Genomic DNA, 25,418 nt, shown 5'->3' on the forward strand with positions numbered 1-25,418 from the left:
GCCAGGTTCGTCTAGATGGGTTGTTACAGCCACGACGCGATGGACTAAAGCGATTCCCGTTTGATGTCCGCGGGGCGGACTAGAACGACTTACGGTTTGGTACGACGGTACCAATACCTTCTGCCTGAACAGATTTAGAGGAACGACCGTGCATAACGTCGTCATCAGTGGCACAGGCTTGTACACCCCGGCCAACAGCATCTCCAACGAAGAGCTGGTGCAGTCTTTCAATGCTTACGTCCAACAGTTCAATGCCGACCATGCCGCCGCCATCGAGCAGGGCGACGTCCAGGCGCTGACCGAATCCAATGCCGCCTTTATCGAAAAGGCCTCGGGTATCAAGAGCCGTTTTGTCATGGACAAGGAAGGCATTCTTGACCCAAAACGCATGGCGCCACGCTTGCCCGAGCGCACCAATGACGAGTGGTCGATTCTTTGCCAAATGGCCATTGGTGCTGCCGAGCAAGCCTTGCAGCGGGCTGGCAAGACCGCCGCCGACATCGACGCAGTGATCGTTGCCTGTTCCAACCTGCAACGGGCTTACCCGGCCATCGCCATCGAAGTCCAGGAAGCCCTGGGGATTCAGGGTTTTGGTTTTGACATGAACGTGGCCTGCTCTTCAGCCACCTTCGGCATCCAGAACGCCTGCAACAGCATCAAACTGGGCCAGGCGCGGGCGATCCTGATGGTCAACCCGGAAATCTGCACCGGCCATCTGAACTTCCGCGACCGTGACAGCCACTTCATCTTTGGCGACGCGGCCACGGCGGTGATTCTTGAGCGGGCTGACCTGGCTACCTCCGAGCATCAATTCGAGGTGGTAAGCACCAAATTACTGACCAAGTTCTCCAACAACATCCGCAACAACTTCGGCTTCCTCAACCGCGCTGCGGAAGAAGGCGTCGGTGCGCCGGACAAGCTGTTCGTGCAAGAAGGCCGCAAAGTTTTCCGGGATGTCTGTCCGATGGTTGCAGAATTGATTGGCCAGCACTTGACTGAAAACCAGTTGAGCGTGACTGATGTCAAGCGTTTCTGGCTGCATCAGGCCAACCTGAGCATGAACCACCTGATCGTCAAGAGGCTGCTGGGTCGTGAAGCCACGGAGGAAGAAGCTCCGGTAATCCTCGATACTTATGCCAACACCAGTTCGGCCGGTTCGGTGATCGCGTTTCATACTTACCAGGATGACTTGCCCAAGGGCGCTGTGGCGGTACTCAGCTCCTTTGGTGCCGGTTATTCGATTGGTAGTGTGATCCTGCGCAAGCGCTGATTCACCGGACGGACGCGGTCAGTGGGAGCGGGCTTGTCGGATCGCTGCATCGCAGCGATGCGACGATGCGACAAGCCCAGCTCCCACATTGACCGTATGTTTACCTGGAAATGTCTTTGTACCGAGGTCTTGAATGGCAGCAGCGGACGACGCGCACCTGCTCGAACGCTTGCTCAAGGGTGAGCAGCGGGCGTACAAGGAATTGGTCAGCACCTACCAGAGCGCCATGCGCGCTGTGGCTTATGCCATCGTTGGCCAGCGACATGCCGATGAGGTGGTGCAGGACGCCTGGTTCTCGGTGGTGCGCAACCTGGCGAAGTTCGAGGGGCGTTCGAGCCTCAAGACGTGGTTGCTGACTATCACAGCCAATTCGGCCAAGGGCCTCTACAAGCAAAACCGTCGGGAGGTGCTGCTCGATGACCTGCCGTCGCCGCACGGCACCGTCGGCGACGAGCGTTTTGCCGCCGGTGACGGCCACTGGCTGGTTGCCCCGTTTGCCTGGCACGAAGACACCCCCGAGGCGCTACTGACTGAAAACGAGCTGCGCGAATGCCTTGAGCACACGCTGCTGAGTCTTTCCCAATTGCAAAGCAGTGTGCTGCTGTTGCGTGAACGTCAGGGCCTGGAGTTGGAGGAGATTTGTAATCTTCTGGAAATTTCGCTCTCCAATGTCCGAGTGCTGCTGCATCGAGCACGGCTTAAGGTCTTCGCCACGGTGGAGCATTTTGAGGAAACCGGCGAATGTTGACCTGTAAAGAACAAGTGGCGCGCTCCAGTGACTATCTCGATGGGCAGTTGACCTTTCGTGAGCGCTTGCTGGTACGTCACCACTTGATGTTCTGCCCCAATTGCCGGCGCTTTATCCGCCAGATGCGCTTGATGCAGGCCACGCTACGGGTCATGCCCGAGCCACCGGTGGCGGGCATCGATGAGTTGGCCGAGCGCCTGGCTGCCGAGCGTTCCGGCAAGCCTTAGATACTGACATTGTTCACCGTCACACCGAGCCTGCGACGACCCTGGTCGCGGGTTTTTCTTCGCCCTTCAAAAACATCCGGGAAAAAATATTTCATTCCTGTCAGTTTTTTTCATGATTTTTTATCTGCCATTTCCGACACTTTTTTCAATAAGACGCTTGCTGGCCGTGGCTTTGCGCTTATTTCCTTTGGTTGTAAGAAAGTTCCCCTGTAACAAAATCTTTATGTTGCAGCAACTCAGCTGAAATATCCCCTCGCCAAGATCCCCTCCCAACACCAGCGGGCCAGAGCCCGCGTGTTTTCCAATGCAAAAGACCACCAATTAGGGGAATTCTTCGATGATCCGTAAGCACTTCGCCGGTTTAGCGGCCAGCGCCCTGGCCCTGGCCGTTACCGCCCAGGCTTTCGCTGGTACTGTCACTACTGACGGCGCCGATATCGTTGTCAAAACCAAGGGCGGCCTTGAGGTTGCTACTACCGACCAGAACTTCAGCTTCAAGCTGGGTGGTCGCCTGCAAGCCGATTACGGCACATTTGACGGTTTCTACACCAAGAACGGTGACTCGGCCGACGCCACTTACTTCCGCCGTGCTTACCTGGAACTGGGCGGCACCGTCTACAAGGACTTCAAATACCAGCTCAGCTACGACTTTTCCCACAACTCGGGCAGCTCCGACGACGGTTACTTCGACGAAGCGTCCATGTCCTACGTGGGCTTCAAGCCGGTCACCATCCGCGTCGGCCGTTTTGACCAAGACTTCGGTCTGGAAAAAGCCACCAGCTCCAAGTGGGTGACGGGCATCGAGCGTAACTCTGCGTACGAAATGGCCGACTGGGTCAACTCCCACGAAAACGGCATGGGTATCCAGGTCAGCTCTGTGGTTGCCGACATGGCTTACCTGTCCGCCAGCGTTGCGTCCAAGGACATCAACGACAAGGACGGCAACGGCGTGAAGCAATTTAACGGCCGTGCCGTATTCGCGCCGCTGCATGAAACCGGCAACGTCTTGCACGTCGGCCTGGACGTCGCGGTACGTGACCTGAAAGACACCGCTTTTGACTCCCGCATCCGTCCTCGTCTCGGCGTACGTGGCGTGGCAACCACTGGCGGCAACGATGCCGGCGCCAACGGTAACCGTGCCACCTTCGGCGGCGGCGTGGGCCTGGATTCCGGCAACTTGACCAGCACCGACGCTTACGACACCGACACTGTGTTCGGCGGCGAATTCGCCTTTGCTACCGGCCCGCTGTCGCTGCAGGCTGAATACCTGAGCCGCAAGATGAAGGCTGACAGCAGCGCCTATCAGGACGTCAAGTCCAGCGGCTTCTACGGTCAACTGGCCTACACCCTGACCGGCGAATCGCGCATTTACAAACTCGACGGCGCCAAGTTCGACACCATCAAGCCCCAGAACAAGCAGTTCGGCGCGTGGGAAGTGTTCTATCGCTACGACAACATCAAGGTTGATGACAAAAACGTTGTTCGCAACAGTGCTACCCGTGAAGTGGGCGATGCCAAGGCCAACCTGAACACCATCGGTGTCAACTGGTACGCCAACGAAGCGGTCCGGGTCTCGGCCAACTACATCAAAGTCAGCACCGACAAGATCGTCAACGCCAATGGCGATGACAGCGGTGATGCCATCGTAGCCCGCGTGCAATACGTGTTCTAAGCAGCCTGCAACACCGTTTCATCGCGCTCTTTCTTCATCCGTTAAAGCGCTTCTCTTTTTTCACCCCGCCGATTGGCGGGGTTTTTTTTGCTCTGAAAACTCACTGCTTTGTGTAGGAGCGAGCTTGCTCGCGAAAAAACCTGCGGGAGACGGGTTCTGTCAGAATGAGCGCGTTATTGTTGACAGCCATCGCGAGCAAGCTCGCTCCTACATAAAGTAGTTGTCGCCGGGGAATGGGATGCCGTTACAACGATTGAATAGCCTGCGCGCGATTGCACCTGATGAGTGGAACGCACTGGTCCCCGTCGATCAGCCTTTTTTGCGTCATGCCTTCCTCAGTGCGCTTGAGGACAGTGCCAGCCTTGGCCCGCAGTCCGGCTGGCAGCCCGAGCATTTACTGCATTATGAAGGCGAGCGCTTGATCGCTGCGCTGCCCAGTTATCGCAAGTGGCATTCTTACGGCGAATACGTGTTTGACCATGGCTGGGCCGACGCTTGCGAGCGTGCGGGCATCGACTACTACCCGAAATTGCTCACCGCCGTGCCCTTCAGCCCGGTCAGCGGCCCGCGCCTGCTGGCGGCCAGCCCCGAGGACGGTTTTGAGTTACTCAAGAGCCTGCCCGGTTACCTGGAGATCGAAGGCCTTTCCAGCGCCCATATCAACTTTACCGACGCACTGGCCGACGTCGCACTGGCGCAGCAGCCGGGTTGGCTGCAGCGCCTGGGTTGCCAGTTTCATTGGCAGAACCGCGGTTATCGGGACTTCCAGGACTTCCTCGACGCCTTGAGTTCACGCAAACGCAAACAAATGCGCAAAGAGCGCGAACAGGTAGCGGGGCAGGGCATTGAGTTCGAGTGGTTACAAGGCCATGAGTTGAGCGAGGCACAATGGGATTTTGTCTACGCTTGTTACGCCAATACCTACGCCGTGCGCCGGCAGTCGCCTTACCTGACCCGGGCGTTTTTCAGCTTATTGGCTGAGCGCATGCCGGAGGCGATTCGGGTGGTGCTGGCCAAGCAAGGCTCGCGGCCAGTGGCCATGGCCTTTAGCTTGATCGGAGGCGACAGCCTTTACGGGCGATACTGGGGCTGCCTGGCGGAATTCGACCGCCTGCATTTCGAGACCTGTTTCTATCAGGGCATGGATTACGCGATTGCCCACGGCCTGCAACGTTTCGACGCCGGTGCCCAAGGCGAGCACAAGTTGATTCGCGGGTTTGAGCCGGTGATTACCCATTCCTGGCATTACCTGCGCCATCCCGGATTGAAATCGGCTGTGGCGGACTTCCTGGAGCGCGAGCGCAGTGAAATCCTCGCCTATGCCGAGGAGGCGCGCTCAGCCTTGCCTTACCGGCAGGGCTGAACGCGCTTGGCTCAGGCAGTCTCTTCCTTGCCCAGCCATCGATAGGTCACACCGCCCACTACCAACCACACCGATACTGCCGTGGCCTTGATGACAGCACCGATGTGGCACAAATCCAGTGCATGAAAAAGCGCCAGAGCCCTTTGGATTCGGGCGCTGGCGCTATGGGTGGTGGCAATGTATGTCAGTCGATCCCGACAAACCCTCCAGTCTGGTGCTGCCACAACCGCGCATACAACCCACCATGAGCCAACAACTCGGCATGACTGCCACTCTCGGCAATCTGGCCCTTCTCCAGCACCACCAAGCGGTCCATCCGTGCAATGGTGGAAAGCCTGTGGGCGATGGCGATCACCGTCTTGCCCTGCATGAGGGTTTCCAGGCTTTCCTGAATCGCTGCTTCCACTTCCGAGTCCAGCGCCGAGGTGGCTTCATCCATGATCAGGACCGGCGCGTCCTTGAGCAGCACTCGGGCGATGGCGATGCGCTGGCGTTGCCCGCCGGAGAGCTTCACCCCGCGTTCACCGACGTGGGCATCCAGGCCCGTGCGGCCTTCGGCGTCCGAGAGCAGCGGGATGAACTCGTCGGCACGGGCCTTGCGAACGGCTTCCCACAGTTCGTCGTCGGTGGCGTCGGGCTTGCCGTACAGCAAGTTGTCGCGGATCGAACGGTGCAGCAGCGAGGTGTCCTGGGTGATCATGCCGATGCGCTCGCGCAGGCTTTCCTGGGCCACTTCGGCAATGTTCTGGCCGTCGATCAGGATGCGCCCGCCTTGCAGGTCATACAGGCGCAGCAGCAGGTTGACCAACGTCGACTTGCCGGCGCCGGACGGGCCGATCAGGCCGATTTTTTCACCCGGCTTGATGTCCAGGTTCAGGCCGCCGATGATTCCGCTTTTCTTGCCATAGTGGAAATCCACCTGCTCGAAACGCACTTCGCCGTGGGGCACGCTTAGGCGTGGGGCGTTTTCCCGGTCGGTCACGGCCACCGGTTGCGCGATGGTTTTCAGGCCGTCTTGAACCATACCGATGTTCTCGAAAATGCCGTTGACCACCCACATGATCCAGCCGGACATGTTGACGATGCGAATCACCAGGCCAGTGGCCAGTGCGATAGCGCCCACCGAGATCAACGACTGGGTCCACAGCCATAGGGCAAGGCCCGTGGTGGTGACGATCAACAGGCCGTTCATGCTGGTGACAGCGATGTCCATGCTGGTCACCACGCGGCCGGCCAACTGGCTTTTTTGCGTTTGTTCGACGATGGCTTCCTTGGCGTAGTTTTGCTCGAAGTTGGTATGGGCAAACAGTTTCAAGGTGGTGATGTTGGTGTAGCCGTCGACGATCCGTCCCATGAGCTTGGAGCGCGCTTCGGAGGAGTTCACTGAGCGCTGTTTGACCCGTGGCACGAAGTAGGTAAGGGCCAGGCCGTAGCAGACGATCCAACTGATCAGCGGGATCATCAGCCGCCAGTCAGCCTCGGCGAACAGCACCAGGGCGCTGATGGCGTAGATCAGCACATGCCAGATGGCATCCACTGCCGACACTGCTGAATCCCGCAGGGAAGTGCCGGTTTGCATGATGCGCTGGGCAATACGTCCGGCGAAGTCATTCTGGAAGAAGTTCAGGCTCTGTTTGAGCACGTAGCTGTGGTTCTGCCAGCGGATCAGGCTGGTCATGCCGGGGTTGATGGTCTGGTGCACCAGAAAATCGTGCAGGGCGCCGAAGATCGGGCGCAGTAGCAAGGCAACCACGGCCATCCAGATCAGCTCGGTGCTGTGGATCTGGAAGAAGTTGGCGGGCGGCGTGCCCTGGGCCAGGTCGATGATGCGGCTCAGGTAGCTGAACAGCGCCACTTCGATCAACGCGCCAATCAGCCCCACCACCAGCAGCGCGGCAAAGCACGGCCATACCTGGCGCAGGTAATAGAGGTAGAAGGGCAGGACTTTATCGGGAGGGGCCGCGCTGGGAGGCTCGCGGAAAATATCGATCAGTTGTTCAAAACGACGATAGAGCATTAGGTCTGACGCCCGCCTGGCGGGCTCTCCTGTTCAAATACGCGCGGTGCCTTGTGGGCACCGCGCGAAACTCCCTGTAGACCTCAGTCGATGCGCTTGGCCGACTTGATCAGGACAGGATCGATTGGCACGTTTTGCATGCCGCTTTTGGTGGCGGTCTGCGAGTTGACGATGACGTCAACCACGTCCATGCCTTTGACCACTTTGGCAAACACGGCGTAACCGGCATCGCGACCCGGATCGAGGAAGGCATTGTCGGCGACGTTGATAAAGAACTGGCTGGTGGCCGAGTTCGGATTCGAAGTGCGCGCCATCGACAAGGTGCCGCGTACGTTATGTAGGCCGTTGCTGGCTTCGTTAGTGATCGGTGGCTGGGTGTCTTTCTGCTGCATCTGCGTGGTGAAACCACCGCCCTGAACCATGAATCCAGGGATCACACGGTGAAAAATGGTGTTGGTGTAGAAACCCTTGTCGACGTACTCAAGGAAGTTCTTGGTGCTGATTGGCGCCTTTACCGGGTCCAGTTCGATTTCGATTTCGCCGTTGGTGGTAACGAGCAATACATGGGGTGCCTTGGCCGGCGTGGCCGCCATCAGGTTGGCAGCAAACAGAACAGAACCGGCGAAGAGGGCGATTTTTTTCAGCATGGGTCAGTGATCCTGAGTAGTGGTTTCGACTGTCTTTAGAAAATCGAGCAAGGTGGCATTAAAGACTTCGGGTTGGTCCAAGGGCGTGGCATGGCGAGAATCCTTGATCACCACCAGCCGCGCATCGGGCAGCAGTTTTACATAGATTTCTTTCTGCGCCACCGGGGTGTAGTCGTGGTCGGCGCTGACGACCAGCGTTGGACAGGAAATTCGCGAAAGTCGTTCCTGAACGCCCCAGCCGACGATTGCATCGAAGCTAGCGAGATAAGCACGTTTGTCGTTTTTTGCCCAGCGCTCGGTCATTTTGCGCCGCAGCTCGGCCTGCTCCGGTTTGGGGAAGAGCATGCTGCCCAAGGCCTTGCCGATGCTGTTCAAGCTGAGGATTCGCGCCAGGCTCCAGCGCTTGGCCCATTGCCAATAATCGTTGGCGGTGCGGACCTTGACCTGGGGCGCGCTGTTGACGATGCACAGGCTCTTGAGCAAATGGGGCTGATCCACCGCCAATTGAAAGGCGATCATGCCGCCCATGGACAAACCGACCACGTGAGCCGGTGTCAGCTGCAGATGTTCGATCAGTGCCACCAAATCGGCGGTAAACCCGGCGATGCTGTAGCGTTCACGGGGTTTGTCGGAGCGGCCGTGACCGCGTGCATCCACCACGATCAACCGGTAGTGCTTGGACAGCACAGGCACCTGCAACTCCCAATCCAGGCTGCTGGAGCCCAGGCCGTGGATCAGGATCAGCGGCGCGCCGTGGCCATATTCCTCGTAATGCAGGGTGCAACCTTCATGTTCGAAATAGGCCATCGGTGAACTCCGTTTCAGGCTTGCTGTGGTGCAGCAAAGGGCGCATCCAGCGGCGCGGTGTCAAAGGTGCGCAGCAGTTCGACGAGAATCTGCGTGGCCGGGCCCAAGGGTTTGTCTTTGTTGGCGTACAGGAAAAACGTCGGATGGCGACTGCCGCCCTGTTCCAAGGGTAGCTGCTTGAGCACGCCTTCCTTGAGTTCGCGTTCGATCATGTGCCGGGGCAGCCAGGCAAACCCCAGGCCGCTGCCGACGAAGGCGGCGGCGGTGGCCAGGCTGCCGACAGTCCAGCGCTGCTCGGCGCCGAGCCAGCCGACATCCCGCGGTTGCTGGCGACCGGAGTCGCGGATCACCACTTGCATTTGGCTTTCCAGGTCCTGGAAGCTCAGTTCGCGGTTCAGTCGGTGCAGCGGATGCTCGGGATGGGCAACGGCGACAAATTCCACGTCGCTCATCTCAGTGCCCAGGTAACCCGCAATGCTGAAGCCGCAGATGGCCAGGTCGGCCACGCCTTCCATCAGCAACTCTTCGACGCCGGAGAGCACTTCTTCGCGCAGGCGCACCCGGCAGCCCCGGCTTTGCGGCATAAAGGCGGTGAGGGCGCGCACCAGGCGGGCATTGGGATAGGCAGCATCGACCACCAGTCGCACTTCGGCTTCCCAGCCCTGTTCCATATGGTGGGCGAGGTCTTCCAGTTGGCTGGCGCTTTTCACCAGTTGCCGGGAGCGGCGCAGCAGCACTTCGCCGGCGTCGGTCAGGACCGCCTTGCGCCCGTCGATGCGCAGCAGCGGCACGCCCAGCTGGTCTTGCATGCGTGCAACGGTGTAACTCACGGAGGATTGCGAACGGTGTAGCGCTTCAGCCGCCTGGGCGAAGCCACCATGGTCGACCACGGCCTGCAGCGTGCGCCATTGATCAAGGGTAACGCGGGGCGCTTTCAAAATGGGCTCCTCTTGTCCTAAGCTGGCGGTCTTTATTGGAGACTGCCGAATGAGAAAATTCTGTTGTGTGCTGCTGGCGCTGCTGCCTTTGAGCGCGTTTGCCTATCCGATCGATGTGGAGAAAAGCATCTCCGGGGTCAGTATTGATTACACCGCCGATGACACGGATGCCGACATTAGTTCGATCCAGCTAAACAATTACGGCACGATCGACGCGGTGTGCAAGGTAGCCTTTCGCAATGGTCCGGAAACGCCGCGTCTGCGGACGGTCACGGTGCCTGCCGGTAAAAGCACCCATGCAACCGCCAAGTTCACGCGCTCGATTATCAAGATGCGCATCAAGCTGACCTGCGCCGCGAAATAAGGCAAAGCTGCGCGTGCCCACAGCGATACTGCGCTTATAAACAAATTTATAGATGGGTTATAGCAGTTTTTTACGCTTTTTTATCGAATCGGTTCTGTTTAGCCTTCACTCCATCGACTTACAGCATTCACCGATGGAGGCTACCGAGCCATGTCACGCGTTCTGATCATTGAAAGCAGCGCCCGCCAGCAGGATTCAATCTCCCGCCAACTGACTCAACAGTTCATCAGCCAATGGCAGGTTGCCCATCCGGCTGATCAGATCACCGTGCGTGACTTGGCCATCAACCCGGTGCCTCACTTGGACGCCAACCTGCTGGGCGGCTGGATGAAGCCCGCCCAGCAACGCAACGCCATCGAGCAGGTGGCTCTGGACCGCTCCAACGAACTGACCGACGAACTGCTGGCCGCCGACGTCCTGGTGATGGCCGCGCCGATGTACAACTTTGCCATTCCCAGCACCCTCAAGGCCTGGCTCGACCATGTGCTGCGCGCCGGCGTGACCTTCAAGTACACCGCCACCGGGCCTCAAGGGCTGCTCAATGAAAAGCGTGCTTTCGTCCTGACTGCTCGCGGCGGCATCCATGCCGGCGGCGCCAGCGATCATCAGGAACCCTACCTGCGCCAGGTCATGGGCTTTATCGGCATCCATGACGTCACCTTCATTCATGCCGAAGGGGTGAACCTGGGTGGAGATTTCCAGGAGAAAGGCTTGAATCAAGCCAAGGCGTTATTGGCGCAGGTTGCCTGATCCTTTAATCGCCAGATAATCGCCTGATGTTTGAATAGCTCCACGCAAACCCTTCAAGTACGCGTATCGAACCTCCCTTTGCACTTGTTGCTCCTGAGTGCTCCGACCCGATTGACGCTTTAGCGAGATCGGGTTTTTTTTGCCTTGAGTTTCGCAAGTGCTGGAAAACCGCTAAGGTCGCCGCCATTCGATACGAGGCGAGCATGGGCTATCTACTGATTGTCACCCTGATTCAGGCGTTTTCCTTCAGCCTGATCGGCGAATACCTTGCCGGTCACGTCGACAGCTACTTCGCTGTGCTGGTGCGGGTATTGCTGGCGGGGCTGGTGTTTATCCCGCTGACCCGCTGGCGTTCAGTGGAGCCGGCCTTCATGCGCGGTATGTTACTGATCGGCGCCCTGCAATTTGGCGTGACTTACGTTTGCCTGTACTTGAGCTTCCGGGTGTTGACGGTGCCGGAGGTATTGCTGTTCACCATCCTCACACCCTTGCATGTGACCTTGATCGAGGATGCCCTGAACCGGCGCTTCAATCCGTGGGCGCTGATCGCCGCGCTGGTGGCGGTAGCGGGTGCGGCGGTGATTCGTTTCGATCAGATCAACCCCGACTTCTTCATGGGCTTTTTGCTGCTGCAACTGGCCAACTTCACCTATGCGGCCGGGCAGGTGCTTTACAGGCGCCTGGTGGCCCGCCACCCCAGCGATCTGCCGCACTATCGGCGTTTCGGTTATTTCTATCTTGGGGCGTTGGCGGTGGTTTTGCCGGCGTTCCTGCTGTTCGGCAAGGCCAACTTCCTGCCGGAAGCGCCGTTGCAATGGGGCGTGCTGGTGTTCCTTGGCCTGGTCAGCACTGCACTGGGCTTGTACTGGTGGAACAAGGGCGCTTGCCAGGTCAACGGTGGCACGCTGGCGGTGATGAATAACCTGCATGTGCCAGTGGGGTTGCTGCTGAACCTGTTGATCTGGAATCAGCATGAGCCTTTAGGGCGGTTGTTTCTGGGCGGCCTGGTGATTCTGGGGGCGGTGTGGATCAGCCGATTGGGCATCAAACGCACCGCCAGCGCCCTGTAGGCGCTGGCGTAGCAGCTATAGCGAGGCGCTCTTTTCGGGCAGGTGGCTGGCGCCGAGCACCGCTGGCAACATCCCCGCCCGCAAGTCGTTACCACTGGGCTGCTGATACAGGCTCAAGCCAAATTCCGGTAGCAACGCCAGCAGGTAATCGAAGATGTCTCCCTGGATACGCTCGTAATCGACCCACGCCGTGGTGCGGGTGAAGCAGTAGATTTCCAGTGGCACGCCCTGGGCGGTGGCCTGCATCTGGCGGACCATGCAGGTCATGTTCGGCTGGATGTCCGGGTTGCTTTTCAGGTAGGCCAGGGCGTAGGCCCGGAAGGTGCCCAGGTTGGTCATCCGCCGGCGGTTGGCCGACAGCTGCGCGCTTTGCTCCTGGGTTTCGTTCCATGCCTTCAATTCCGCCTGTTTGCGGCCGATGTAGTCGGTCAGCAGGTGGACCTGGGTCATGCGCACTTCTTCATCATCGCGCAGGAATCGCACGCCGCTGGCGTCGATAAACAGGCTGCGCTTGATCCGTCGCCCGCCCGAGGCCTGCATGCCGCGCCAGTTCTTGAAGGATTCGGACATCAGGCGCCAGGTGGGGATGGAGACGATGGTCTTGTCGAAATTCTGCACCTTGACCGTGTGCAGGGTGATGTCCACCACATCGCCATCGGCGCCGACCTGAGGCATCTCGATCCAGTCGCCGACCCGCAGCATGTCGTTGCTGGTCAGTTGTACGCTGGCGACGAATGACAGCATGGTGTCCTTGTAGACCAACAGGATCACCGCCGACATGGCACCAAGACCGGAGAGCAGCAACAGTGGCGAGCGGTCGATCAGGGTGGCAACAATGATGATCGCGCCAAACACGAACAGCACCATTTTCGCCAACTGCACGTAGCCCTTGATGGAGCGGGTGCGGGCGTGTTCGGTACGGGCGTAGATGTCCAGCAAGGCGTTGAGCAGGGCGCTCATGGCCAGGATCTGGAACAAAATGGTGAATGCCAGGGCGACATTGCCGATAAATACCGCGCTGGTCTTGCTCAGTTCTGGCACCAGGTGCAGGCCGAACTGGATCACCAGCGATGGCGTCATTTGCGCCAAGCGATGGAAGACTTTGTTGTGCCGCAGGTCATTGAGCCAGTGCAGTGCCGGCTGGCGGCCCAGCAATTTGACGGCATGGAGGATCAGGTAGCGTGCCACCCGTCCGAGAAGAAGGGCCACCACCAGCAAGATCACCAGGGCCAGGCTTGAATGCAGCAGCGGATGTTGATCGAGGGCGCCCCAAACGTCTTGGACGTTGAGCCAGAGCTGTTTGATATCCATGGGTAAACGCGATTCTTCTGTAGGACGTGATGGGGCGATTAGAGCATTTAAGTGCTTCAAAGTTATCGTTGCGGACAAACCCCCTGACAAAAAAGCACCTGATTAGCGTTGTTCGCGTAAAGAAACTCGGCCTCGGCGCCCGAAACCGTTACCCTATGCAGCTGTTTTTTTGTATTTCTTCGAGGTAACACCCGTGTTTTCCCAATTCGCCCTGCACGAACGCCTGCTCAAAGCCGTGGCCGAGCTTAAATTTGTCGAGCCAACGCCTGTGCAAGCAGCGGCCATCCCGCTCGCGCTCGAAGGGCGTGACCTGCGGGTGACAGCTCAAACCGGGAGCGGCAAAACCGCTGCTTTCGTTCTGCCGATCCTCAACCGTCTGATTGGCCCGGCGAAAGTCCGGGTCAGCATCAAGACCCTGATTCTGCTGCCGACTCGTGAGCTGGCCCAGCAGACCCTGAAGGAAGTCGAGCGTTTTGCGCAGTTCACCTTCATCAAGTCCGGCCTGATTACCGGTGGTGAAGACTTCAAGGTCCAGGCCGCCATGCTGCGCAAGGTGCCTGACATCCTGATCGGTACGCCGGGCCGGATGATCGAGCAACTGAACGCCGGCAACCTGGACCTCAAGGAAGTCGAAGTGCTGGTCCTCGATGAAGCCGACCGCATGCTTGACATGGGTTTCTCCGACGATGTGCAGCGCCTGGTGGAAGAGTGCACCAACCGCCAGCAGACCATGCTGTTCTCCGCCACCACCGGTGGTTCGACCCTGCGCGACATGGTCGCCAAGGTCCTGAACAACCCCGAGCACCTGCAACTCAACGCCGTCAGCCAACTGAACTCGACCACCCGTCAGCAAGTTATCACCGCTGACCACAACGTGCATAAAGAGCAGATCCTTAACTGGTTGTTGGCCAACGAGACCTACCAGAAGGCCATCGTTTTCACCAATACCCGGGCCATGGCCGACCGCATTTACGGTCGTCTGGTGGCGCAGGAGTACAAGGCATTTGTCTTGCACGGTGAGAAGGACCAGAAGGATCGCAAGCTGGCTATTGACCGCCTGAAACAGGGCGGCGTGAAGATCCTGGTGGCAACTGACGTCGCCGCACGTGGCCTGGACGTCGACGGCCTGGACATGGTGATCAACTTCGATATGCCCCGCAGTGGCGACGAATACGTACACCGTATCGGTCGTACCGGTCGTGCCGGCAACGATGGCCTGGCCATCTCGCTGATTTGTCATGGCGACTGGAACCTGATGTCGAGCGTCGAGCGCTACTTGAAGCAGTCGTTCGAGCGCCGCACCATCAAGGAAGTCAAAGGCACCTACGGCGGGCCGAAGAAGGTCAAGGCTTCGGGCAAGGCTGTTGGCGTGAAAAAGAAAAAGGTCGACGCCAAGGGCGAGAAGAAGAAAACCGGCGCCAAGTCGCCGACCAAACGCAAGATAGCCAACCGACCGAAGACCGACGCACTGTCGCTGGTCAGCAAGGACGGCATGGCGCCACTCAAGCGCCGCAAGCCAGAAGCGCCAGCCGCTGAATAAAGCGTTGGTGTAAAAAAACCGGACGATGTCCGGTTTTTTTTGGCCTCAACTATCGGCTTTGGCCGCCGCTTCTTTCAACTCCTTGAGTCGAGCGTCGATCAATTGGCACTTGTCCGGGAACTTTGAACTTTCGGTGTCCAGGTCCATTTTCTGCAGCTCATCGTTGATTTCATTGGCTTTTTTTGGATTTTGTTCGGTGAGCCTTGTCACTTCCAGGGCCAGTTGCTCACGCTTGACCGTGGCTTCTTCCGGGGTGCAGGCCCAGACGGGCAGGGCGGCCAGCAACGTAGCAGCGATAGCCATATTCAGTAGGGTTTTCATTGTTCAGACCTCCATGGCGGTGATGTTTGGTTGAGGGCCCAGGCGGGTGAAAAGTTCAGTGCAATGACGCCTGTCCACTAGGCTGAACGGCCAGTGATGTCGCATGTCACAACCTTTGAAGGGCATCTTTTTCGTGTGCCTGCAGGAGGAATCAGGATGACGACTTACAATTGGGATTTGATCGAGCGTCTGCTTCATGAAGTGCAGAACAGCGCCGGTCACAGCTTTACACCACGCCCCTACGCCGAACAGGAAGCGGCGGCCAAGGCGGCGGACGGTGAGCCGACGGGTAACCTGGATGATCTGAAAGTGACTGCCACCGAGTACGAAAAGCTCTTGTTGGACCGTGGCTTTATCGAGTCGCGTCCTGAAGATGAAGGTGGCAATGGCGAAAACTTCATCCTGACCCCTCGCGGCTCACAGTTGTTGAGCCTGATCGACAGCTCGATCCCCGGCAACGATCACCCGCGCCAGGTGCTGGATGAGCAGGCGGATGCGCTGGATACGGCGACGTTTGATGAGGTAGCGTCCAAGGCGCAGATTGCCTGATTAAATGTTGAGCAAGCTTGCTCCGGGCGGCGATCTGACGATGGTCGTGTACGTTAACGCGTGCTTTTTGGATAAGCGCGCGGTTCTTGAACTCATCGCGAGCAAGCTCGCTCTACAGAGGGGCGGCCTTCAGGCATTTTAATGCCTTGAAATCACTGCGCACCTTGTCGATCTTCAGCGCCAGTTTCTGCCGTTGCTGCACGGTGCTTTCGGCCATCAGGTCGACAATCAGGCTGCGGGCCGCAGCTTCAGTCTGGGCGTAGGCTTGTCGATAGTCCGGGGTCCACAGGCTTTCCCGGTCCACCAGTAACTGTTCCATTTTTTGCGGAAAATCGCTGCTGGCGCGTTGCCCCACGGCTGCGATGAATTGCGCCTGCCAGTGAGCCCGGTTGCCGATCCACTGTTTGTTCTGCTCGCCCAGTGCGATCGACCAGGCGGTCACTCGATTCTGCTGGCTGGCGCTTAATGGTCCCAGCCATGCATCCAGGCGTTTGCTCATGCGCTCGCCGCGCTCCTTGATCTGCTGTTCCAGGGACGGTTTCAGGTATTCGTCCTGGCGCTTGCGCAGGTCCTTGGCCAGCGCCTCGTTCATTTCCTCGACCTGCTGGTCGTCCAATCCCTGCAGCAACTCGATGGCCGATGGCGTGACTTCGCGCGCGACCTCGGCAATAGCCTGTTTGGCTTGCGTGGTACGGGTTTGCAGAGCGGCGTCGGTCACCTGATTGCTGTCGACCATCTGTTGCAAACGGTCCAGCCAGCCCAGGTAGCCCGGCAGTTGCGTGGTGCAATGCCAGGCCAAGTGTTCCTTGAGTTTGTCGTTGAACCAACTCTTTTGCCCGGCGTTCATGTCCAGGTAGTCGTTGAGGGTCCAGGGGATGATCACATCGAGGTTGCGGTAGGCCAGGCCGACGCGGTTGCAGCCTGCAAGCACCAGGCTCAGGGTCAGCAATATCACCAGGAGTTTTAACCGACGCAGCATGGGCGAGTCCTTGCGCAGACGAGAGTAATGCATCTGAACTCGCCATGGGCGCGACAGTTCAGCACATCAATAAAACGATCGTTCCGCCTTCAAGGTCAACAGGCCATCACATTGCGAATTGCGCCCAGAGTAGGCCGAGCAATCGCCGCCGCTGAGGCTGGAGTCGCTGTAGATCAGGTCAAGGTCAATGCCCATCCAGGGGCGAGAGAACTTCACCGACCAGTCGCTGAAGTTACTGATGGAGCCGCCATCGGCCACTGAAACCGGGGCGCCCAACTGGTGAGTGGTGTACTTCATGCTGACGCCGATGCCGAAGGGCTGAGTGCCTCCCAGGTCGGCAAACAAGGTGCTGTCACGGCGGTCTGGGTCGTTGCTGAAAGACGCGCCGAAGCGATTGCCCAGCAAGTTGAGACCTCCGTAGAGTTCCTGGCTATCGAGGGGGCTTAGCTTGGGGTAGCTGTAATGAATCATCCCCAACTCATAGCCCAGGGTCTGGTCGAAAGGGCGCTTGAAACCCATATAGGAATCGACTTCCAGATTGCTGGTCGGCGAAATGCCCATGCTGGGTGAGAATTGTCCGAAGTACAGGCCGCTGTTGTGGGCCAGGTCCAGTCCGCCATGGAAGGAGTCGCTGCCCGCAGACGTGGGTTTGACCAGGCCCTGGGCCATGCTGCGGCTGGGGCTGGTGCCTAACTTGAGGTCGAAATCGCCCAATTCACGCTGGAAGACCTGCGCTTGGGCAACGGGGCAAGCCAACAGGGCGCTGACCAGGAGGATGCATATTTTGAGCACGCTTCACTCCGTAAAAAGCGAGGAGCAGTAACCGGAAATATCAGGAAAGTGCCTGATCTAGACGTGTGCAAGCATACCGGCGAAAGCCTGGCGATGAGGCCCGTTCGTCGATTAGTTAAGCAAGGGGTGTATCAAGATGGGTGTTGCGGGCTCTAGTCCTAGCGCCTTGGAAGGCAAAGCGCATAGGGACCAGGTGTGATGCGCAAGCTGCTTTTTTTAAGCTTACTTCTTGCCCAGCGTAATCTGCTTGGACGGACCGAAAGTCTGACCGCTCACGCCTTTGGCAATCTGCTGGATCTCGCCACCGGATTTGAGGAAGGCAGCAATTTGGTTGTTGATCGATTCGCTGGTTTCAACGGCCGGAGCTGGCTTTGCTTTGCTGTTGGATGCTTTTACGCGCATGGCGGCCACTAACCTGTAGAAAATTAACTTGGCCAAACATCGTACATGAAAAGCTTGACAATTGCTTGGTAAATATCCTCCTGAAATAAGCGGTGCTGTTGGAAATTGGCTAAGTTGACGTTTGAAAAAATACCTAACTCGCTGTTTTAACTACGAACCCTCGAGGAAGCGTGCCTGGATCATCGGTGAAGTCGAGGGTGTTGATCAGACGAGCGGGACCGCCCGCACTCAGGACATGATTTTTCGGGGTTGCGCGCCTGGACGCGGCACCGCCGCCGCCAAACTCGGGTAGAATGCCGCCCACGCAATGAGGGTATTGGAAATGGCTTTAGTCGGGCGCTACAACAGCTTGCAAGTGGTTAAACACACTAACTTTGGTTTGTACCTGGACGGTGATCAAGAGGGAGAAATCCTCTTGCCCAATCGGTATATCCCCAAAGATATTCCCAGTGAAGATGAAGACTGGCTTAACGTTTTTATTTATCTGGACAGCGATGACAAGCTCATTGCCACCACGGAAAAACCGAAAGTTCAGGTGGGCGAGTTTGCCAGTCTGAAAGTTGTTGAAGTGAATAGTATCGGCGTCTTCCTGGATTGGGGCCTGCCCAAAGACTTGCTGCTGCCGTACTCCGAAGAAAAACGCCAGATGACGGCGGGTGAATATTGCGTCGTGCATGTCTATCTCGATAAACACACCAAGCGCATCACCGCCACCGCTCGCCTTGATCGCTATCTGGACAAGACCCCGGCTAACTACCAGGTCGGTCAGGAAGTTGACTTGCTGGTAGCCGAAGCGACCGATATGGGCTTCAAGGCCATCATCAATAACAAACACTGGGGTTTGATTCACAAGAACGAAGTGTTCAAGTTCCTGCGTCCGGGCAAGGAAGAGAAAGGCTTTATCAAGGAGATTCGTGCCGACGGCAACATCAGCCTGAGCCTGCAGCCGGTGGGCGAAGAAGCCGCTTCGAGCCTGAACTCGAAGATCCTCGCCAAGTTGCGTGACAACAACGGCACCTTGCCGGTTAGCGACAAAAGCGACCCGGCGGTGATCAGCAGCTTGTTCGGTGTCAGCAAGGGCAACTTCAAGAAGGCCATTGGGGCGCTCTACAAGCAAGGGCACATTGTGATTCACTCGGATCGTATTGAGCTGAGCTGACCATCCGAGAGTGCGCGGGCAGCAGGACGTGGCTGGCCGCTTGGTGTTCACCTTCCGACGCAGCTGTTCCTATCGGGCGCGGCTGGCCCGCCTGGTTTTCCCACGCGTGCGTGGTTGATGTGGCGCAAAGCCATGCTCGGGGCTAATCTCAATGCGTGGATTGACCTGCAATAAGAGAGCAGGACGGTACCGCTGCAGGGCACACGAGCGATTGCTTGAACGATCAGTCAAAATCGTGATCAATTCAGTAATAGTTCGTTGTGGTTTCAGGCGAGCATTACGTAGGACTTAGGGCTACTATCTGTAGGAAGCGGTTACAGAATTCCAGCCGCTCGGCACTACCCTCAAAGGGGGCACCATGAAAGATAAACTGCAAAACTGGCTGCACGACCTCGGCGTCGCACTCGGCTTGATCGAGCCACCGCTGCAACCGGTGCCAATTCGCACCGATGATGAGCAGCGTCGCCCACGTCGCAGGTAAGTCCTGAAAAGCGCTCGAACGATTGTTGCTGGTATCGGGCGAGCGCTGCCGGGTGAGTTATTTGGGGCCATTCCCTGTCCCTAAAGGTCGCGCTCGCGGGCTAAATCCTTCCGAAACTCCCTCCCACGGTGTATTCGTCTGATTATGGAGATTTCCTGGTCGGATATTTCCCATCGTGTTAAGCGTCAGCTTTTTCGTTATTTGAATTTCCCATACTCCTTTTCCCTCAAGGCAAAGGCAGCACTCAGGCCGCCTCGGCCACCGGCTCCGGCCGACGGGACAGCAAACTCACCAACACAAAGCTCACCAGGCCAACCCCCAGGCTGTAATAGATCGGCGTATTGGCATCCAACCCATCCTTGATCATGAACACCAACGCGGTGACAAAGCCTAGCGTCATGGACGTAATGGCACCCGAGGTGGTCGCCCGCTTCCAGTAGATTGCGCCAATCAACGGAATCAACATACCGCCCACCAACAGGTTGTAGGCCAGGGTTAGAGCGCTGATCACGTCGTTCACCACCAGGGCGATACCCAATACGGCGATGCCGGTCAGTGCTGTGAACAGGCGGTTGATCTTCAGGCTCGACTGTTTGCCACCGCGCAGACGCGGCAGCAGGTCTTCGGTCAGTACGGTGGAAGCGGCGAGCAAGCCGGCGCTGGCAGTGGACATCATCGCGGCCAATGCGGCGGCGATCACCAGGCCACGAATACCCTCGGGCAACGACACTTTGACGATTGCGGCAAAGGCGTTGTTGACGTTGTCCAGGTCCGGGATCAGCACATGGGCGGCCATGCCGATCAGCGCACAGGCCAAGCCGTAGAGAATGCAGTAGACGCCAGCGAAGGTGCCAGCGTACTTGGCGACTTTTTCGTCACGAGCAGTGAACACCCGTTGCCAGATGTCCTGGCCGATCAGGATGCCGAAGAAGTAGATCATGAAGTAGGTGATGATGGTGTCCCAGCCGATGCTGGTGAAGCTGAAGCTCGATGCCGGCAGCTTGGCCACCAGTTCATCCCAACCGCCGACGCGGTACAGGCAGATCGGCAGCAGGATAAACATCAGGCCGACGGTCTTGATCACGAACTGCACGATGTCGGTCAGGGTCAGCGACCACATGCCGCCGATGGTCGAGTAAACCACCACCACGCCACCGCCCACCAACACCGAGATCCAGAACGGCAGGTCGAACAGCACTTGCAGCACGGTGCCGATGGCCAGGATCGAAGTCACGCCGATCATTAGCGCGTAGGCCAGCATGATCACCGCGCTGGCCTGGCGGGCCATTGGGTTATAGCGTTTTTCCAGCACCTGGGTGACGGTAAAGATCTTCAGCTTCAGCAACGGTTTGGCCAGGAACAGGTTCAGCGCGATGATCCCCATGCCCAGTGCGGCGCACAGCCAGAACCCGGAAATCCCGTGGACATAACCCAGGCGCACGGTGCCTACCGTGGACGCACCGCCCAGCACGGTGGCGGCCATGGTGCCCATGTAGAGCGTCGGGCCGAGGTTGCGGCCGGCGACCAGGTAGTCTTCGTGAGTCTTGGCCCGACGCATGCCATAGTAGCCGAGCACGAGCATGCCGGCGGCGTAGATGAGTACGACGAATAAATCCAAAGCCATGATGAGAGTCTCCGATTATCTTTTTTATGGGCTATCAGGCGGCTTGACGCATCGCCGGTTTATCGAACGCATCCATGCGCTTGCTGCGAGGATTTTTCGGCCCATAAACAGAGGCCGATTCCGGAAAAAGACTGAGCAAACTCAGGTGAACCACCGAAGCCAGGCCCAGGGTCACCACCAGGCCGATCCTCAGCGATGGACCACGCCGGGCAGTACACAGAGCATCTCGTACAGCAAGTTAGCGCCCAGCAGCGAGGTGTTGCCGGTGGTGTCGTAGGGCGGCGAAACCTCTACCAGATCGCAACCAACCAGGTCTAGGCCCTGGCAGCCACGGATGATTTCCATGGCCTGGATAGTGGTCAGCCCGCCAATTTCTGGCGTACCGGTGCCAGGTGCCCACGCCGGGTCGATGCCGTCGATATCAAAGCTGAGGTACACCGGGCCGCCGCCGACTTTTTCCCGCACTTCAGCCATCAAGGGTGCGAGGGAGTGATGCCAGCATTCCTCGGCCTGGATCACGCGAAAGCCCTGTTTACGGCTCCAGTTGAAGTCTTCGGCGGTGTAGCCCTGGGCCCGCAGGCCGATCTGTACCACGCGATCGCAATCGAGCAGGCCTTCTTCCACGGCGCGACGGAAGGTAGTGCCGTGGGCGATTTTCTCGCCAAACATATGATCGTTGACGTCGGCGTGGGCATCGATGTGCACCAAGCCAACCTTGCCGTGTTTTTTGTGGATCGCTCGCAGGATCGGCAGGGTGATGGTGTGGTCGCCGCCCAGGGTCAGGGGGATGACCTTGTGCTCAAGGATCTCATCGTAGGCTTCTTCGATGATGCGCACGGCGTCCAGCAGGTTGAAGGTGTTGATGGCGACGTCGCCGATGTCGGCAACCGATAGCGAGTCAAACGGCGCGGCACCGGTGGCCATATTGTAGGGGCGGATCATCACCGATTCGGCGCGAATTTCCCGGGGGCCGAAGCGGGTGCCGGGACGCAGTGAGGTACCAATGTCCAGAGGCACGCCGATAAAGGCAGCGTCCAGGCCTTCGGCCGATTGCAGATGGGGAAGACGCATCATGGTGGCGATGCCGGCGAAGCGCGGCATTTCATTGCCGCCCAGTGGTTGGTGGAAAATCTTGTCCACGGGATTACCTCATCGTTATTTTGTTTATTAGAGGCCGATTCTGCGAAATGCCGAGGGTGGAAAGAATCGCTGTGGGCAAATACTTAGTTCATATTTTTCTAAACTAAAGCCTGAGGTAGACTGCGCAGTGATCATTCTCACGCTCCACGTGGGAATGCCGCCCTGGACGCTCTGCGTCCGCTCTTAAGCGGAGAACCCATGGCCAGCGCCTTGCCCGACCTCAAACTCTTGCGCATCTTTGTCAGCGTCGTGCGGCACCAGGGGTTTGCCAACGCCCAGCACGAACTCAACCTGTCGACGTCGGCCATCAGCACTTACATGAGCCAACTGGAAGGCGCGTTGGGTCTGGTGCTGTGCCACCGTGGCCGAGGCGGTTTCAGCCTGACCAGCAAGGGCGAGTTGTTCCACCAGGAAACCCTGCGCCTGTTGGGCGAGCTGGAAGGCTTCGAACAATACGCCGCCGCACTCAAAGGCGAACTGCGCGGCACTCTCAAGCTGGGCGTGCTGGACTCCACCGTCAGCGACAAGGCACTGCCGTTTGCCGAAGTGATCGGCGCCTACAGCCTTGAGCATCCGGCGGTGCATTTGCACCTGTCGGTGATGAGCCCTTACGAATTGCAGTTGGGCGTACAGGACAATCGCCTGGACTTGGCCATCGGTGCCTTTTCCACACGCATGAGCGGGTTGATGTATATGCCGCTGTATCGCGAACAGCACTGGCTGTATTGCAGCTCCCGCCATCCGTTGTTCAACGAGCGGCGCATTCCCGAACAGGTGATCACCCAGCAGCGCATGGTCGGCCGTGGTTACTGGAGCCAGGCGGAACTGGCGCGCCACGGCTTCAAGCACAGCGCCGCCACTGTGGAAAGTATGGAGGCACAGTTGATTCTGGTGCTGTCCGGCGCTTACATCGGCTACTTGCCGGAGCACTATGCCCAGGCCTGGGCCGACAAGGGCGACTTGCGGGTATTACTGCCGGCAACCTTCGGTTATCAGGCGCCGTTCTCGATGATTATGCGCCGGGGCCGCAGCCGCGAGCCGCTGATCCAGACTTTCCGCGATTTGCTTAAAGCCCAGCTCAACCAGGCCTGATTCCCATGTCCAGACCCCAATGCCCACGCTGTATGCGCCCCGCCAGCCATTGTTTATGCGCGCTGATCCCCAGCCTCGACAGCCGTACTCGCGTATTGCTATTGCAGCATCCCAGTGAGGTCAACCATGCCTTGAATACGGCGCGGCTGGCGGCGTTGGGGTTGGAGAATGCGCAGTTGGTGGTGGGGGAGGTGTTTGACGATTTACCGGCGCTGTTGAACCCGCCGGGGTATCAGGCGCGGTTGTTGTTTCCCGCTGAGGGTGCGCAGCCATTGCAGCCTTACACGCCGTCCGACGAACCGTTGTTGCTGGTGGTCCCCGATGGCACCTGGCGCAAGGCGCGCAAGTTGCTGCACCTCAATCCACTGCTGGCGGCACTGCCTCGGGTGACGTTGGCCGAGGGCGCTGTTTCCCGCTATCGGCTGCGCAAGGCACCGGGGCCTGGGGCATTGTCGACGGTAGAGGCGATTGTGCAGGCGTTGCAGGTGCTGGAAGCTCCGGCCTCATTTGAGCCGTTATTAAGGCCGTTTGAAGCGTTGATCGAAGGGCAGATTGCGGCTATGGGCGAAGAGGTTTTTCAGAGAAATCATGGCGAACCATCGCCGTAAGTGCTGAACCTGTGGCGAGCGGGCTTGCCCGCGTTGGGCCGCGTAGCGGCCCCAATAGAGCCACTGCGATCTGTCAGGAAGACTGCAGTTGTTGGTTTTAGGGCTGCTTCGCAGCCCAACGCGGGCAAGCCCGCTCGCCACAACAAGCCCGCTCGCTACAAGTTCTTTGTCAGCCACCCAGTCTACCGTTCGCGCATTGCCTCCGTCCGTGCCTTCAACACTGGCTTGAGTAAGTAATCCAGCACACTCTTCTCCCCGGTAATAATGTCTACCGTTGCCACCATCCCCGGAATGATCAGCAGCGGTTTGGCATCCCCGCCCAGATGGTTTTTATCGGTGCGTACCTGGATCAGATAGAAACTGTTGCCCTTGTCATCGGTAATCGTATCGGCGCTGATCAACTCCAGCTTCGCCGCCAGCCCACCGTAGATGGTGTAGTCGTAGGCACTGAACTTGACCATCGCCTTCTGTCCCGGATGCAGGAACGCCACATCCTGCGGGCGCACTTTGGCCTCGATCAGCAAGTTGTCTTCCAGGGGCACGATTTCCACCATATCGCTGCCCGGCTGGACCACGCCACCGATGGTGTTGACCTTCAATTGCTTGATCACCCCATGCACCGGCGAGACCACGGTGGTGCGGCTGACCCGGTCGTCGATGGCGATGCTCGTGGCGGTGATTTTCGACAGGTCGGTGCGTTTTTCATTGAGTTCCTTGGCCGCGTCCGAACGAAAGCCCTGCACCGATTCGTCGATCTTGCTCTTGATCTCATTGATCGCCGACTCCGCCCTTGGGATCGCCAGGGTGGTCGCGTTCAATGAGCCACGAATCTCCACAGCGCTGCGTTTGAGCCTCAGGATTTCTACCGGCGACACCGCGCCGGTGCCCACCAGCGGCGCCGACATGTTCATCTCTTGCTGCAGCAACGCCAGGCTGGAACTGAACTGGCCCTGCTTGGAGCGAAACTCCGCCAGTTCCTGGGTTTTCTGCCGCAGTTGTTCGGTCAACGTCCGTTGTTCGCTGTTCAGGCGTCGCTGGCGTTGTTCATATAAAGAGCGCTCGTCCTCGGCCACCTGCGGCGCCTTGGCGATCACTTCGTCTGACAGCTTGAACGGCCGGCCTTCAGCCTCAGCGGACAGTCGCTCGACCTGGGCGATCAGCGCAAAACGGTCGACCTCGCTTTCGCCCTTGTTGGAACGAAAACGCGTGTCGTCCAGTTGCAGCAAGGTGTCGCCTTTATCGACCATTTGTCCTTCGCGCACGAAAATCTGCGTGACGATACCGCCCTCCAGGTTCTGGATCACTTGCACCTTGCTCGATGGGATGGCCTTGCCTTCGCCCATGGTTACTTCATCGAGCACGGCGAAATTGGCCCAGACCAGGGCGCTGATGATCAGGGCGGCGGTGAGCCACACGGTGATGCGCGAGCCTCGTGGCGAATCCTGCAGCGAGGCACCGGCCACTTCGGGCATGAATTCGCTTTCGGCGCTTTTGCCAAAGCTTGAAAAATAGCCCCGTGAATCGGTAGACGCTGACATGGTAGGGCT

At 58.4% G+C, this 25,418-nt stretch carries 27 protein-coding genes; 14 read left to right on the forward strand and 13 right to left on the reverse strand.

The window, feature by feature from the left end; genetic code table 11:
- Positions 1-148 precede the first annotated feature (148 nt).
- From AAEZ06_RS23005 to AAEZ06_RS23025, 5 genes are all read left to right on the forward strand, one after another.
- Complete coding sequence (locus tag AAEZ06_RS23005) at positions 149-1,270, forward strand: beta-ketoacyl-ACP synthase III (protein WP_149412159.1); 1,122 nt, start codon at positions 149-151, stop codon at positions 1,268-1,270.
- Positions 1,271-1,403: 133 nt separating this feature from the next.
- Complete coding sequence (locus AAEZ06_RS23010; protein WP_350616399.1) at positions 1,404-2,018, forward strand: RNA polymerase sigma factor; 615 nt, start codon at positions 1,404-1,406, stop codon at positions 2,016-2,018.
- On the forward strand, positions 2,012-2,245 hold the full coding sequence (locus AAEZ06_RS23015; RefSeq protein ID WP_149412157.1) for an anti-sigma factor family protein: 234 nt from the start codon (positions 2,012-2,014) through the stop codon (positions 2,243-2,245). Before AAEZ06_RS23010 ends, AAEZ06_RS23015 begins: the two co-directional genes overlap by 7 nt.
- Before the next feature lie 337 nt (positions 2,246-2,582).
- Positions 2,583-3,917, forward strand: coding sequence for an OprO/OprP family phosphate-selective porin (locus tag AAEZ06_RS23020; protein WP_149412156.1), 1,335 nt, complete (start codon positions 2,583-2,585; stop codon positions 3,915-3,917).
- Between the two features lie 238 nt (positions 3,918-4,155).
- Positions 4,156-5,280 carry a GNAT family N-acetyltransferase gene (locus AAEZ06_RS23025; protein WP_149412155.1) on the forward strand — a complete coding sequence of 375 codons (1,125 nt, stop codon included), beginning with the start codon at positions 4,156-4,158 and terminating at the stop codon, positions 5,278-5,280.
- A gap of 184 nt (positions 5,281-5,464) precedes the next feature.
- Here the strand turns inward: AAEZ06_RS23025 and AAEZ06_RS23030 are convergent, their stop codons facing one another.
- The 4 genes from AAEZ06_RS23030 to AAEZ06_RS23045 all read right to left on the reverse strand — a co-directional run bounded on the left by AAEZ06_RS23030 (position 5,465) and on the right by AAEZ06_RS23045 (position 9,689).
- Positions 5,465-7,297 carry an ABC transporter ATP-binding protein gene (locus tag AAEZ06_RS23030; protein ID WP_149412154.1) on the reverse strand — a complete coding sequence of 611 codons (1,833 nt, stop codon included), beginning with the start codon at positions 7,295-7,297 and terminating at the stop codon, positions 5,465-5,467.
- Positions 7,298-7,380: 83 nt separating this feature from the next.
- A complete protein-coding gene (locus AAEZ06_RS23035) occupies positions 7,381-7,944 on the reverse strand; it encodes a peptidylprolyl isomerase (protein WP_133101818.1) in 564 nt (187 codons plus the stop codon).
- 3 nt (positions 7,945-7,947) lie between these two features.
- A complete protein-coding gene (locus tag AAEZ06_RS23040) occupies positions 7,948-8,751 on the reverse strand; it encodes an alpha/beta fold hydrolase (protein ID WP_149412153.1) in 804 nt (267 codons plus the stop codon).
- Between the two features lie 14 nt (positions 8,752-8,765).
- Entirely contained in the window at positions 8,766-9,689 is a 924-nt protein-coding gene (locus AAEZ06_RS23045) for a PA3225 family LysR-type transcriptional regulator (RefSeq protein ID WP_133101816.1), read from the reverse strand.
- A gap of 49 nt (positions 9,690-9,738) precedes the next feature.
- Here AAEZ06_RS23045 and AAEZ06_RS23050 point away from each other — a divergent pair, with 49 nt between their 5' ends.
- From AAEZ06_RS23050 to AAEZ06_RS23060, 3 genes are all read left to right on the forward strand, one after another.
- The gene (locus tag AAEZ06_RS23050) at positions 9,739-10,053 is read left to right on the forward strand and encodes a 3-phosphoglycerate kinase (protein ID WP_149412152.1); all 315 of its coding nucleotides are present in this window, start codon (positions 9,739-9,741) and stop codon (positions 10,051-10,053) included.
- Between the two features lie 150 nt (positions 10,054-10,203).
- Entirely contained in the window at positions 10,204-10,803 is a 600-nt protein-coding gene (locus tag AAEZ06_RS23055) for an FMN-dependent NADH-azoreductase (protein ID WP_149412151.1), read from the forward strand.
- 203 nt (positions 10,804-11,006) lie between these two features.
- The gene (locus AAEZ06_RS23060) at positions 11,007-11,873 is read left to right on the forward strand and encodes a carboxylate/amino acid/amine transporter (protein ID WP_149412150.1); all 867 of its coding nucleotides are present in this window, start codon (positions 11,007-11,009) and stop codon (positions 11,871-11,873) included.
- A 15-nt stretch (positions 11,874-11,888) separates the two neighbouring features.
- On the opposite strand, the gene AAEZ06_RS23065 is transcribed toward AAEZ06_RS23060, so the two are convergent.
- Positions 11,889-13,184, reverse strand: coding sequence for a mechanosensitive ion channel family protein (locus AAEZ06_RS23065; RefSeq protein ID WP_149412149.1), 1,296 nt, complete (start codon positions 13,182-13,184; stop codon positions 11,889-11,891).
- 193 nt (positions 13,185-13,377) lie between these two features.
- Here AAEZ06_RS23065 and AAEZ06_RS23070 point away from each other — a divergent pair, with 193 nt between their 5' ends.
- On the forward strand, positions 13,378-14,724 hold the full coding sequence (locus AAEZ06_RS23070) for a DEAD/DEAH box helicase (protein ID WP_133101811.1): 1,347 nt from the start codon (positions 13,378-13,380) through the stop codon (positions 14,722-14,724).
- A 45-nt stretch (positions 14,725-14,769) separates the two neighbouring features.
- On the opposite strand, the gene AAEZ06_RS23075 is transcribed toward AAEZ06_RS23070, so the two are convergent.
- The gene (locus AAEZ06_RS23075; RefSeq protein WP_149412148.1) at positions 14,770-15,045 is read right to left on the reverse strand and encodes a hypothetical protein; all 276 of its coding nucleotides are present in this window, start codon (positions 15,043-15,045) and stop codon (positions 14,770-14,772) included.
- A 156-nt stretch (positions 15,046-15,201) separates the two neighbouring features.
- Between AAEZ06_RS23075 and AAEZ06_RS23080 the strand changes: the two genes are divergently transcribed.
- Entirely contained in the window at positions 15,202-15,594 is a 393-nt protein-coding gene (locus AAEZ06_RS23080; RefSeq protein ID WP_149412147.1) for a transcriptional regulator, read from the forward strand.
- Positions 15,595-15,706: 112 nt separating this feature from the next.
- On the opposite strand, the gene AAEZ06_RS23085 is transcribed toward AAEZ06_RS23080, so the two are convergent.
- From AAEZ06_RS23085 to AAEZ06_RS23095, 3 genes are all read right to left on the reverse strand, one after another.
- On the reverse strand, positions 15,707-16,573 hold the full coding sequence (locus tag AAEZ06_RS23085; RefSeq protein WP_149412146.1) for a DUF6279 family lipoprotein: 867 nt from the start codon (positions 16,571-16,573) through the stop codon (positions 15,707-15,709).
- A gap of 66 nt (positions 16,574-16,639) precedes the next feature.
- On the reverse strand, positions 16,640-17,365 hold the full coding sequence (locus AAEZ06_RS23090) for a TorF family putative porin (protein WP_149412145.1): 726 nt from the start codon (positions 17,363-17,365) through the stop codon (positions 16,640-16,642).
- A 222-nt stretch (positions 17,366-17,587) separates the two neighbouring features.
- On the reverse strand, positions 17,588-17,767 hold the full coding sequence (locus AAEZ06_RS23095) for a PFL_1563 family small protein (RefSeq protein ID WP_007946007.1): 180 nt from the start codon (positions 17,765-17,767) through the stop codon (positions 17,588-17,590).
- Positions 17,768-18,089: 322 nt separating this feature from the next.
- Here AAEZ06_RS23095 and AAEZ06_RS23100 point away from each other — a divergent pair, with 322 nt between their 5' ends.
- Both AAEZ06_RS23100 and AAEZ06_RS23105 read left to right on the forward strand, forming a co-directional pair.
- On the forward strand, positions 18,090-18,926 hold the full coding sequence (locus AAEZ06_RS23100; RefSeq protein WP_149412144.1) for a CvfB family protein: 837 nt from the start codon (positions 18,090-18,092) through the stop codon (positions 18,924-18,926).
- 358 nt (positions 18,927-19,284) lie between these two features.
- A complete protein-coding gene (locus AAEZ06_RS23105) occupies positions 19,285-19,407 on the forward strand; it encodes a PA1414 family protein (protein ID WP_256666160.1) in 123 nt (40 codons plus the stop codon).
- 244 nt (positions 19,408-19,651) lie between these two features.
- Here the strand turns inward: AAEZ06_RS23105 and AAEZ06_RS23110 are convergent, their stop codons facing one another.
- The 3 genes from AAEZ06_RS23110 to speB are packed head-to-tail and all read right to left on the reverse strand — an operon-like array spanning position 19,652 to position 22,171.
- Entirely contained in the window at positions 19,652-21,031 is a 1,380-nt protein-coding gene (locus AAEZ06_RS23110) for a sodium:solute symporter family protein (RefSeq protein ID WP_350616408.1), read from the reverse strand.
- Between the two features lie 34 nt (positions 21,032-21,065).
- A complete protein-coding gene (locus AAEZ06_RS23115; protein ID WP_350616410.1) occupies positions 21,066-21,209 on the reverse strand; it encodes a hypothetical protein in 144 nt (47 codons plus the stop codon).
- A gap of 11 nt (positions 21,210-21,220) precedes the next feature.
- Complete coding sequence (gene speB, locus AAEZ06_RS23120) at positions 21,221-22,171, reverse strand: agmatinase (RefSeq protein ID WP_350616412.1); 951 nt, start codon at positions 22,169-22,171, stop codon at positions 21,221-21,223.
- A 198-nt stretch (positions 22,172-22,369) separates the two neighbouring features.
- On the opposite strand from speB, the gene AAEZ06_RS23125 reads away from it, so the two are divergent.
- Both AAEZ06_RS23125 and AAEZ06_RS23130 read left to right on the forward strand, forming a co-directional pair.
- The gene (locus tag AAEZ06_RS23125; RefSeq protein WP_149412141.1) at positions 22,370-23,263 is read left to right on the forward strand and encodes a LysR family transcriptional regulator; all 894 of its coding nucleotides are present in this window, start codon (positions 22,370-22,372) and stop codon (positions 23,261-23,263) included.
- 5 nt (positions 23,264-23,268) lie between these two features.
- The gene (locus AAEZ06_RS23130; protein WP_350616414.1) at positions 23,269-23,871 is read left to right on the forward strand and encodes a tRNA-uridine aminocarboxypropyltransferase; all 603 of its coding nucleotides are present in this window, start codon (positions 23,269-23,271) and stop codon (positions 23,869-23,871) included.
- 182 nt (positions 23,872-24,053) lie between these two features.
- On the opposite strand, the gene AAEZ06_RS23135 is transcribed toward AAEZ06_RS23130, so the two are convergent.
- Positions 24,054-25,409, reverse strand: a complete 1,356-nt coding sequence (locus AAEZ06_RS23135) for an HlyD family type I secretion periplasmic adaptor subunit (RefSeq protein WP_350616416.1) — start codon at positions 25,407-25,409, stop codon at positions 24,054-24,056.
- Positions 25,410-25,418: the final 9 nt, after the last annotated feature.

This window comes from Pseudomonas sp. HY7a-MNA-CIBAN-0227, from assembly GCF_040310325.1.
Taxonomy (GTDB): Bacteria; Pseudomonadota; Gammaproteobacteria; order Pseudomonadales; family Pseudomonadaceae; genus Aquipseudomonas.